At 51.9% G+C, this 11,984-nt stretch carries 6 protein-coding genes; all 6 read right to left on the bottom strand.

Translation table 11 applies throughout. From position 1 onward, the window contains the following. Window positions 1–53 precede the first annotated feature (53 nt). Window positions 54–869: a nucleotidyltransferase domain-containing protein gene (locus AC1DLM_RS11280; protein ID WP_477569945.1), complete on the bottom strand. Its 816-nt coding sequence runs from the start codon at window positions 867–869 to the stop codon at window positions 54–56. A 160-nt stretch (window positions 870–1,029) separates the two neighbouring features. Next, window positions 1,030–3,432, bottom strand: coding sequence for a glycoside hydrolase family 95 protein (locus AC1DLM_RS11275; RefSeq protein ID WP_477569944.1), 2,403 nt, complete (start codon window positions 3,430–3,432; stop codon window positions 1,030–1,032). Between the two features lie 45 nt (window positions 3,433–3,477). Beyond that, on the bottom strand, window positions 3,478–5,526 hold the full coding sequence (locus tag AC1DLM_RS11270) for a beta-galactosidase (RefSeq protein ID WP_477569943.1): 2,049 nt from the start codon (window positions 5,524–5,526) through the stop codon (window positions 3,478–3,480). A 176-nt stretch (window positions 5,527–5,702) separates the two neighbouring features. Continuing rightward, a complete protein-coding gene (locus AC1DLM_RS11265) occupies window positions 5,703–7,070 on the bottom strand; it encodes a glycoside hydrolase family 140 protein (protein ID WP_441989186.1) in 1,368 nt (455 codons plus the stop codon). Window positions 7,071–7,123: 53 nt separating this feature from the next. Next, complete coding sequence (locus AC1DLM_RS11260) at window positions 7,124–7,900, bottom strand: response regulator transcription factor (RefSeq protein ID WP_441989185.1); 777 nt, start codon at window positions 7,898–7,900, stop codon at window positions 7,124–7,126. Between the two features lie 228 nt (window positions 7,901–8,128). Further along, window positions 8,129–11,983, bottom strand: coding sequence for a hypothetical protein (locus tag AC1DLM_RS11255; protein WP_477569942.1), 3,855 nt, complete (start codon window positions 11,981–11,983; stop codon window positions 8,129–8,131). Between the last annotated feature and the right edge of the window lies 1 nt (window position 11,984).

Below are 11,984 nucleotides of genomic sequence, written 5' to 3'. Positions count from 1 at the left end.
TTGCAATTCAACAACTAAATTAATAACATCGCTAACAGGTATCCTAATATGTATTAACGATCACTGATGGGAGGCTCACCATCCAACCAATTCCATTCGTTGTTTACGATAAAGCGGCTGACAGATTCATGCGGTGTTATTCCCCAATCATGGAAGGAACGAATGCACCCGATGAATGCGCTTATCGTTCCCTTGTTCGGCATAGACAGCATCGCATCTTGCAGTTCCATGTAAGATACTGGTTTGTCATGTACCCTTTCCAATGTATTCATCATTGATTTATGGCATGGGAAGAGTATTCGGTTATAAGTAAGAATTAATCGTCCTGCAAATAACGCAACTTGACTAACAGCATGCGATAATAAATATGTGTTGTTCAATGCTAACGCTCGATTGGCAAAATATCCCCCATACAACTCCACTTGAGCAAAAAAGTCCTTGAAGTTTCTCTCCCGACTATCTTCAGGATATACGGGAATACGACTAACAAGCTCATCCAAGTTGGGTATTCGAGAAAAKGCKACAAAGGCTCCTTCAAATGAGGCACGAGTCGGCTCACTCCCCTTTTCTGCCGCCGCTTTCAAGAAATCATAATTGATTATTTTCCCGTCATAATAACCACCCTTGTAGTCACAACCCTCTTCTGCATAATAAAACAAATGATCACGCTGTTTTCGTTCCTGGAAAGTCTCATCCTTTACAACCAAATAACAATCAATATCTGAATCCTCGCGTGCGTTTCCTTTAGCGACAGAGCCAGCAATAATCACAGCCAAGTACTCGGAATCCTGCCCAATCCGATTCACTAGATAGTTAATTGCTTTCTTGTGATGTTCTCTGATTTCACTTTTCTGTCCATGCTCAGTCATTGAGAAACACATCCCCAAAAAAGATTTGTTATTCTCACTTTACATCATTTTTGTTGTCAGATTATGTGGTATTCATGACATATCTATAGGTGGAAAATGACAAAAGCTGAATGGTTCCCAAAAATACCCACAAAAGAATATCATGAATAGTTCATTAGGTCTACGAACTATTGGAACTAGTGTGTGAAACGTTAGCAGTGATCGTGTAGTTTCGGCCAGCTTCAGCCGTGAACGCGAACACGCCATCTTCTACCTGTTCCCAATCTGCGACTTCAATCGTAATCGGCACTGCTGTACGCACTTGGCAGCGTCCAGACTGTGAAGCTTGGATAACTGCCCTTTGCAGCTTTCCGTCCGCCCAGTCCAGATCAATCTCGTAACCGCCGCGAGCGCGAATGCCTCTTATCCGGCCGGAAGGCCATGCCTTCGGGAGTGCAGGCAGCAAATGCAGTTCGCCGGCATGGCTCTGCATGAGCAGTTCGGCGATGCCTGCCGAAGCAGCGAAGTTGGCTTCAATTGTGAGCGGATAGAAGGTAATTTTCGGATGACGGTGCGCATTGAATAGGTTCGGGAATGGATTGCCCAACAGCTTCGTCAAATACGAATGTGCCATCTCCGCATCCTCCAGACGCGCGTACATACTAATATTCCAGGAATAGCACCAGCCGATTGTATCCTCGCCTTCATACACACGGCGGCGATCTAGGCTGACACGGGCAGCTTTAGCCAGTTCTGGCGTACCGCGAACCGTAATCTGATTTCCCGGATGCAATGGGTACAAATGGGCGGTATGGCGATGTCCCGGTTCCGCTTCATCGAAATCGCGATACCATTCCTGCAATTGACCATGCTGACCGATACGAAGTGGCAGCAGCCGTTTCAGCGCATCCTGCAGCGATTGTCTGAACGCAGCATCTGTTTCCAATACATGTGCAGCCTCCATACAGTTCGTGAACAGCTCGCGCATAAGTGCTATATCCATCGTCGAGCTCATACTTACCGCAGCCTTTTGTCCATCGGGTGCAATGAAGGTATTCTCTGGTGACGTAGACGGCACCGAGACGAGATTACCTTCACCATCTTCCACCAAGTAGTCGAGGCAGAACAACGCTGCTTCCTTCATAATCGGATAAGCCTTGCCCTTTAGGAAGTTCTTATCTCCGCCGTAAGCATAATGCTCCCACAAATGTTGGCACAGCCATACGCCGCCAAGCGGCCAGAAAGCCCAGCTTGCCGAACCTTGAGAAGGACTCGTATTACGCCACAGATCAATGTTGTGGTGCGCAGCCCATCCCCGACAGTTATAATAAGCCTTTGCCATACGCGATCCGGCGATTCGCAGATCTTCCAGCAAATCGAATAGCGGTTCATGAAACTCCGCGAGATTGCAGACTTCAGCCAGCCAATAGTTCATCTGGGTATTAATATTCGTCGTATAGTTGCAAGACCATGGCGGCTTCGTCATGTTATTCCAAATGCCCTGCAGCGTTGTCGCCTGCGTTCCGGGACGCGAAGCGCTTATCATCAGGTAGCGGCCGAACTGGAAGAACAGTTCAGTAAGCCGCTCGTCCGCTTGACCAGCCAGTACCGCCGCAATCCGTTCGTCAGTTGGGATGTCATCGCGGCTTGGCGCTTCAAGCTCAAATGTCACGCGATCGAAGTAGGTAGAGATGTCCGCAATATGGCGTTCCCGCAGCTCGGCGTACCTCAACTTCGCCGCTTCGTTCAGCCATGCGTCGCAACGTGGCCGTGGATCCACCCCTTCGAGAGCGGGATCGTGGTCGAAGCCGTTAAAGCTGGTCGCAGCGGTAAGCAACAGCGTTACTGCATCTGCTCCCTTTACGACTAACCTTCCGCCATGCGTCTCGACATTTCCACCCTCAAGGATTGCCTGAAGATGAACCTGGAACTGGATGCCTTTATTTTCCTCGTAGACGACCGTATCTTCCGACTGTTCTTTCTCGTGGTCCAGCAGGCTTGGCGCTGCACCAGTCAGGATGATGCGATCGATTCCAAATTTCCCAACGCTGTAATTAAGCCGGCTGGTAAGCGCCGCCTCCAATCCGATTGCTCCCGGACGGTCGGCTTCGAACCGCACCGCCATCACCTGATCAACGGCTGACGCAAACACCTCTCTTTGTATGCTCACGCCACCTGACACATATTCGGTCCGGAACAGCCCGGTACGCAGATCAAGCTCCCGCCGATAATCTTCTACTGAGGAAGGATGGCTCATAACGATCTCCAGATCGCCCATGGCCTGGAACGCATTGCCCGCCGGCCCCAGCATATGCTCTTCAATAATCGCTTGGGCATCACTGTAGCGGCCTGCGAAAATGAGCCTACGGCTCTCCTCCAAATAACGCAACGGCTCCTCACGCTCTCCGTCTCGCTTCGTGCCTGACCACAGAGTATCCTCGTTGAGCGCAATCTGCTCTCGCTTGATACCGCCATAGACCATGCCGCCTAAGCGGCCGTTGCCAACCGGCAGCGCCTCGACCCAATCATCAGCCGGCTGACGGTACCACAATTTCATGCGATTGCCGCCTGTATTGTCTCTCATGGGTTAAACTCCCCTGTCATTGTGTATGATATAGCACTTCATCCCTTACGCATTAGCGGCTTCCAATATCTGGACATCTAGTGCGGCAAGCTGCAGCCTACCTTCATGAGAAGTGCCGCTTAACAAATCAACATAGGTGCCTGCACCTAGCTGAACCTCGGCCGCATCCTCGTTATGATTAAGCAAGAACAGGAATTCTTTTCCGTCTTTGACACGGACGGACGCCTCCACACCGAAAGGCGTAGCCAGCACTGGCTGAATGCCACGCGTTTCACACAAATGCCCAATCAGTCCGCTCAGCATAGATGACTCCGGCGAGGTCGCTACGTACCATGCTTCGCCTGATCCGCGTCGATTGCGAGTAAGAGCAGGGAATCCTTGGTAGAAGTCGCGCTCGAATACGGCAAACGACTCAGCTCCTTCCGCATGAACGACATCGCACAGCACGCCGCAATCGTACGAGCCTTCCAACTCGCCAAGTTGCGATGTCATGACGACGCGATTTCGCTGATGTTCCATCGGTGCGTCGATCTCCTCCACCCATATCCCGAGCAGCTCGCGAAGCTCCCCAGGGTAGCCGCCAGGCGTAACCAGATCGCTTTCGTTCACGATGCCGCTAAATGTTGTGGTAACGAGCGTACCGCCCTGCTCCACGAAATGCTCCAAACGTGCGGCATAGCCCGGATGGAGCAAATACATCACCGGAGCAACCACGATCTCATAATTAGCCAGATCCCTTTCCACGCTAATGAAATCAACCTGTAGATTCCGACTGTAGAAGGCGTCATAATACTTCTCTACTTCATGGACATAGCGTAGATCCACGGTAAGTCCGCTGGAATGCTCGATTGCCCACCAGTTATCCCAGTCGAACACGATCGCCGCCCGCGCATCAGAGCGCGCGCCAATCAACGTATCACCAAGCTGCTGAAGCTCGCTGCCAATCTGGGCGCATTCCCGGAATACCCGGGTGTTCTCATGGCCGGCATGATCGATCATAGCTCCATGGAACTTCTCGAATGCGCCGAGCGAGCGGCGCAGTTGGAAGTACATCACCGCATCCGCACCACGAGCGATGGCATGATGACTCCAAAGACGGTTTACGCCAGGACGCTTCACTGCATTGCGGGGGCGCCAGTTAAGCTGAGTCGGACACGATTCCATCAGCAAGAACGGATCTCCGCCTTTCAATCCTCGCATTAAATCGTAGCGCATCGCCATCTGGCTTGGAGTCATGTCGTCTCCTGGATACATATCGAGCGCAATAACATCCAGTTCCTTCGCCCACTTGAAATAATTTAGCGGCTTATAGGTGCCGTTACTTTGAAAGTTCGTAGTCACAGCCGCATCCGGATTTACTTCCTTGATGGCGTCCCGTTCAAGCTTGTAGCAGTCCAGAATGGCATCCGAATTGAAGCGATCATAGTCTAGCGAAATGCCTTGGAAGGCGGTATCATCCGGATTGCTCGAGCTTAGGTGCTCACTGAGTGCACTCGGCAGCACGATTTCGTTCCAATCATAAAACGTATGGCCCCAGAAACGTGTATACCAAGCGCGATTCAGCTCTTCGAGCGTGCCGTACCGGTCGCGCAGCCATACGCGAAACGCCTTCTCGCAGTTGTCGCAATAACATCTCAAACCGTATTCATTATTTACATGCCACAGCAGCAAGGCAGGATGATCCTTATAGCGCTCAGCAAGCTTACGTGCCATCCGTTCCGAATATAGTCTGAAAGTCGGGCTGTTCGGGCAAGAATTATGCCGGCGGCCGAACTTGCGCTTGCGGCCGTCATACTCGACTAACGTGACATCGGGATACCGCTTCGCCATCCATGCTGGGTGTGCCGCAGTCGATGTGCCAAGGCAAACCTTGATCCCCTGTGCATGAAGCTTATCCATCATCTCGTCCAGCCAGTCAAAGCGATACGTTTTCTCATCCGGCTGATTAAGCGCCCACGAGAAAACGTTAAGCGTGACAATATCAACGCCGGCGATCTGGAACAGCCGCATGTCCTCATCCCAAATTTCGGATGGCCATTGTTCCGGGTTATAGTCTCCTCCGTACATGATTTTCGGTAAGTTCTCTGTAATCATCAGCAATTCGTCCCCCTTGAGTTAATGCACAGACGTAAGCGCTGTCTTTTCTATTCATTGTAATCGCACGATGGCACCAATACAGCGTTCATTTTTAATGAAATTGCTTTAGATTAAGTACTGCCCCCTCAGCGAATGTGACACATTGGCTCCTACGGAGGGGGACTGTCATAAATTTAGCGTAAAAATGGGAGACCTGGTGCCGCAAATACTTGATCGACATCGTCAAGCACCAGCACCCAGTCGTTGCCTGGTGCGCTTATCGAAGGAGGAACGAACGCTTGCATTCCCTCGTTGTCCACCAGTCCAGCGGATTCACTTTCACCTGTTCGCGGATTGAACCACCAAACCGCGGCCCGCTTGCCAGAGAATTGACCAAGCCGCAGGGTGATCGTGCGGCCCGTATAGGTGTACGCCAGCAAATAGCTTTTGCCCAAGTTCACGAATAAACGATCGTATCGGTAACCCGGATCGCCGCAAATCGTCGTCTCGTCAGGCGTCCGCTCATGATAAGGCCTTGATAGGATCAGATGCTTCAAATGGACCATCTGCTTTGCGCCGTCATCATCCAACGCGTCGATCCAGCTCCGCGTGCAGCCGTATGCTCCGACGCCCCGCTCCTCTGTATGAAACTGCATGACCGCATTGTGTCCGTAGGTATGCCCGAATGCGCCTGCGAACACTGCCCAATAGGCATAACGCCTCACATCGTCCGCAGTCCATCTTGGAGCTTCCAAGAAATGCAAGCCATGTGGAATATCCTCGTAAGACGGCTCGGCATCTATCGTCGGCTTCGCTGGAACTTTTGCCCAATCCATTTGCACAAATCGCCAGTTGTCTTCGCCCACTAACGTGTCGGGTTTGTCCTCCTCCATCTGGTCATAGCTACGATGCCCCGACTGAAACATATTGAAGTCGAGCCAATCCTCGTTATGGAACCACGTCGAGGACTGTGTCCGTCCATACGGATGAAACGTCATCAGGTGATTTGGGGCAGCCTTCCGTATCGCACGGCCCATATTGAGCCATGCATCCATATGATCGCTACCACGGATGTCGCCTCCATTTAGCCAGATCACGTTAGAACGATCCTTGTAGCGATTGCCGACCCATTCGCCGTAACGCTCCGCAGTCCCGGCATTGATTGAATAATGTTCTACAACGCTGCCCCATACGGGGACAAGAGCGACATACAGCCCTTCACGCTCTGCCATTCCGATCACCTCATCAGCATATGACCAATAACTTGTAAACTCTGCTGATCGTTCCGCATCGGGCTGGTCCAAATCGAGATCTCGGAACGGCACTCTCCCGTAAGCGTTCTCGGAATTTAAATCATGCACAAGCATGATCTGAATGACGTTGTAGCCCTTGTTTTTCCGGTCACGCAGATAAGTCAGCGCCTGCTCCCTCGTCGTCCGTTTTAAGATTAGCCATGCCGTATCTCCCAACCAAAAAAACGGAGTTCCGTCAGCATGTTGCAAATACCGTCCGTTTTCCGAAACAATGAGTCTCCCGTTATCCCAAGGTCTATGATTATTCATTTAATTACCTCCTATTTCTACTTCAAAATGCAATGGGCGAACATTTTGAATGACTAATGCATTTTATAGTGCTGCCGATATTCGCTCGGTGTGAGACCGCAATATTTTTTGAAAACGCTGAAGAAGTGTCGGACGCTCTCATAACCAACTTGCTCGGATATACGGTGTAAGGAATCCATCGAATCGCCAAGCATCAGTAACTTCGCCTTCTTAATGCGGTAAAGATGCAAATAATTAATCAACGTCAGCCCAGTCTCTTTACGAAAGAGCGAGCTAATATAATTGGGGTGTAAGTATACATGCTCGGCAATTTGATCGAGTGAAATATTTTCCCTATAATGCGTCTCGATATGCCGGATAATTTTTTTGACATTTTTGGACATTTGATCGTAGTCGATCCCTGGGACGGTTTCATCCCAATTTAATGAGGCTTGAGATGAAACCTCATCCTCACTTTCCAGCAACTCAAGCGACAGATTCGTCATTACGTCGTAAAGCTCTGCCTTATTAATCGGCTTTAAGAGATAATCAATCACTTTACAGCGTATGGCTTGGTGCAGATAGGTAGGATCATCGTATCCGGTCAAAATTATGAAGTGATCGCATAGGCCTCGCTCACGCACTTTTCGTATCAGTTCTAGTCCATTCATCTCCGGCATCTGAATATCCGTAATAAGCAAATCGGGACGGAAGTTCTTCAGCTTTTCAAGTGCATCAAATCCATCATACGCACTGACGATCTGCGAGCATGGTGTCTGCCCTTTCTCAATGATATTAATCAGCCCCTTTAACATAAAGGGTTCGTCATCTACGATCATCAAGTTAAGCATGTTATCCCTCCTTGTACTTGAGCTTTAGTGTGAATATTGTGCTTCGCTAATACATTTATTATATAACCGCGATATCCAATAATGGAATTTTATTCAATCGATTTCATGTGCTAGCATCTTATTTTATATGTAATCAATATCATTTAAGCGTCTAAATTCGCGCCGACGGCCTTTAGGGTAAGAGCAATCCACCTTGCGGGACTTAGTCACCTAAAGATGTGCATATTGTTATTTAATGGCATACAGGCTAACGGGACCATACAGGCCGCCGGCTGCAAAAGCCGTTTCCCAATGCTCAGGCATTGTATCCATCTGCCAGTAAGACACCTTCGGATTCGTGGATCCACCGACATTGCTTGACGGGCGGCCGATTTCATAATGGGTTCCCAACGTGTTCGTCACCCGAATACGCAGATGATGCGTTCCCGGACCGACATCAAGCTTGAATCGATATGGACTCCATGCGCGTACGCCAAGCGGGCTGCCATTCAGCCATACCTCAGCCGTACCGCGAACATGACCCAGCTCAAGTACCGCGCCATTGTCTTCTTTCCATTCGACCATCGATTCATACTCAACTACGCCGCTATGATGCGGCAGGCACAGCACGGATCTCCAATCGCCGAGTTTTCCTTCGACCGGCGCGACCTCGAACCGAATCGGCGCGAGTAACACATCCGTCTCAGTACTCAAATCACTCGGCACGATGCGAAGCGCAGCCATTGTTCCTGCCGACTGCGTTTCGAACCGAGCTTGGCCATCACGCATTACCTTCCGCTCTCCGTCTATCCAACATTCACACTCACCAGCGCAGATGACCTGAAGCGCTGTGGCACCAGCCGGGAGTGGGAAGCGCAGCCAAATTGGTTTTCCCGTCTGAGCTGGTTCTCGCACGAATGGCAGTGGCTGAGACGTCGGCTTGGCATCCGGCATCAGCCAGCCGATATTCGGCAGCGGATGTGTGCGGCCGGGAAGCCACATTGTCTCCGTTTCTGCAAACTGAAGCACTGCTTCATGCAGTACCTCTGAGTGCAGTCCCTGTTCATTCAACCACGATGTGCCGGTGCAGAACAATTGATTGCTTCCATCTACCCGCTCGATCACGCCGTCGACCATTGCCACACCTTCACCCTCTGGCATGACAAGCTCTATGGTATTATCGCCGCCGCGCCAATACTGCGTCAGATCAATTTCTTCTTGACCTTGCCGGATATACGGATTGAAATCGCCATGCTCGGTCATAAGCTTGCCGTTCACATAGAGCACAACGCGCTCCTTCGCACAGAAGATGACGCGTACGCGACTGACACCACTGTTGTCCTGCTCGAAAATCGTGTACGACAACCGAGTTTTCGGATTAGGGTTAGGAGAATAAATCCACTTCGGCAGCGGCTCCTGCTCTTCCGCACACAAGGTAACCCCTGTGCGGATCAGCCCATTGGCTAGCGCCTCCGCACATAACAGCAACGAATTGGCTCCGTACTTCAGGTACACGGCAGATCGCTGCTCCTCAGGACCTCCGCTGCATGCGATCCTTTCTCCATTCACCCATAGCATGATTGCCGCATTGCTCTCCGTGCGCAGCCAGTATGTCCCGGCCTTCGGCGCTACTACATGCGTCCTCGCCCATACCTTATCGCCTAAATCCGCCATTCCCAAATTCAAGAATTTACGGGGAACCCGGCCCATACGGCCCGCCCATGTCCGGAATGACAGATCCCCCAGCGTATTACTGTAGACGACCGGCCAAATGCTGCCTGCATCAAAGCTCTGTTCCCGAGATGCTTCCCAGTAAGCCGCCTCGCTCCACAGCCGTTTCATCCAGACCGAATCGTCAAGGATGCTCACAAGCCAGTTAGCTGCCATGCCGTCCGATTCGCTCTCCTCACGTGCGACAAGCAGCTCGCGGCGCTCGATCGGTGCAAAAGCCGTTTGACCGCCATGTAAATCGAAATCCCCATAGCGATTATCAAGCGTGGGCACTGCCAATACCTGCCAGTCGTGCAGCTCTGTTACCGGGTCCTGTTCTGCAGGAAGCGCGGGTACTTCCGCTGGTAGCACCTGGCTGTCCGATGGGCGAGTGGAATGGCCGAACACTTCAGCCTCCGTTTGATCCCATGGGCATACGACGAATGCCGCTGGCCAGCTGTCGAATACCACTTCCAGTTCAACCCATTCACCGTCCCTGTTATATGAAAGCGGGGACACCTGCCCACTCACCGGATCCCACAGCTGCGGATAGCCTACAGTGCGTAGACGATAGCGTGCGCTCCGCGGAGGCCGCGCCCATTCACCCGACGGTTCGTGCATCGGCAGCAGCTCCCCCGCTTCCGGCAGCAATAGGAATATATCAGCGTCTTCTGTCCTGCGCATCAACGGCATATTCGGCCCATTGGTGCGACCCAGTGACTTCGATTCAAGTATTTCTAACGCGTCTTGGGCGGAGCTGACATAGATAGCACCCTCCAGCACCGGATCATCCTCTCCGCACTGTACAGCAATTACCAGTCCACCGGTTTCAATCCATGCTTTCACGTTCGCTAAGGCAGCATCATCCATAATTGTGGTGCCGCACAGTATTAGCGCAGAGAATGATTCGTCGCCAATTCGAAGCTTGCCGTCTGACATCTTCGCAATCTCCAAAGCAGAATCGTCCGTCACATCAAAATCCATGCATGCGGAGCGAAGCGCACCTGGTTCATTACGCTCCTTGCGATTCCAACGGCCCGTCAGAGATTGGTAAACCGCTTGAACATGCTCGAGTCGCTTATTCGGCATCAAGTTGGCGACAACCATCGGATGCTGGAGCGGCCCTCCGTCTGAAAGCGACATCCAACCGCATGCTGCGTGCGAAGGATAATGTACCGCGACATCGGCGACATGCGTTCCTTGCGTTAACAGCCAGCATGCGCGGCTGACCGTATCGGCCAACACGCCGTAATGCTCATAATACGGCTGACGCCATCCCGTGTCGGGCGGCGCCCACTCCCACCATCCGCCACGCGTACTGTAATAGACAGAGTGAGGACTGTAAAGCGTCACGCCAGACTGCAGCCAAGGCACCAGCCAGTGCAACGTCTCCTCCATCGTTCCGCCCCAGCCGCTCGTATGGAAAGACTCCAGAAACACCCGTTTGCCCCCGTGCAAATGAACCATCGAAGCATGTGGCTTGATCTCGCCATCCATATCGCTGCCAGCTGCATTGTACCAGCGATGGGTGCGCATGTAATCCAGATACAGCCGTTGCGCACCATGCAGATCGGCGCGACGCGCAGGTCCAGCCTGATCGCAGCACTGCAGCATATTATGGCGATTGTGCCACTCATGTTGCAGCTTGAACACAGCTTCCTCCGCCAGCTCTGTCGCCAGCTCGTAGACGCGCCTGCGGATGAACGAAGCTCCCTCCACATCCTCGAACAGGGCCGGTAATGCTGCAATCAAGTCCTCTCCATACCGTTCGGCATACAGATTGGGAAGGCTATCCGTCCATAACGGCATCGATGGAAGCTCATCCTGAAAGCTGCCGCCAATCGTCCGGCCTAGCTCACTCGGAAAACGCCGCTCGAACTCGCCGTAAATCCGATCATACAACTGCTCTGTCGCGCTCTTGTCGAGCCAGTTAAATCCTTGCCGAACAGTTATGTAACGATAGCCGCCGCTCTCAGTTAGCAGCTCTACGCCCTCAGAAAGCTCCTCGCCAAGTGCAAGTCTGCGAAGCTGGTAACCGGCTAATTCCGGCTGCTCCGCGACAAGGTGGGCTGGGAAGTTCGATCCTGAGAAGCCGATTTGGTCGTAGAAGAAAATACGCATACCCAGCCTCTGCGCTTCCCGCACAGCCACTTCGAACATAGACCACCAGCGCTCGCTAAAGTATGGCGGATCGTCGGCAACGCTTCCGTATTGTGGACCCGTCGGCGCAATATTAATGATGCCAATATTGCGCAAGCCTCCACTGCGGAATTTCTGTAATTGCCATCGAATGCGTTCCGCTGTTACTTCCTCCGCACTCCACCACCAAAAAGGCACTGGACCGAAGTCCGGATCGGGTGAAGCAAACCTCTCGCGCAGATTCTTGTAATTCATG

Source organism: Paenibacillus sp. 01T442 (genome assembly GCF_056398345.1).
This window is presented reverse-complemented; position numbering and strand designations above follow the sequence as displayed.

What these genes read in the sequence shown, in the direction of transcription:
- AC1DLM_RS11270 (WP_477569943.1), bottom strand. Translation starts at nt 5,526, where the DNA reads ATGATTACAGAGAACTTACCGAAAATCATGTACGGAGGAGACTATAAC.
- AC1DLM_RS11275 (WP_477569944.1), bottom strand. Translation starts at nt 3,432, where the DNA reads ATGAGAGACAATACAGGCGGCAATCGCATGAAATTGTGGTACCGTCAG.
- AC1DLM_RS11265 (WP_441989186.1), bottom strand. Translation starts at nt 7,070, where the DNA reads ATGAATAATCATAGACCTTGGGATAACGGGAGACTCATTGTTTCGGAA.
- AC1DLM_RS11260 (WP_441989185.1), bottom strand. Translation starts at nt 7,900, where the DNA reads ATGCTTAACTTGATGATCGTAGATGACGAACCCTTTATGTTAAAGGGG.
- AC1DLM_RS11255 (WP_477569942.1), bottom strand. Translation starts at nt 11,983, where the DNA reads ATGAATTACAAGAATCTGCGCGAGAGGTTTGCTTCACCCGATCCGGAC.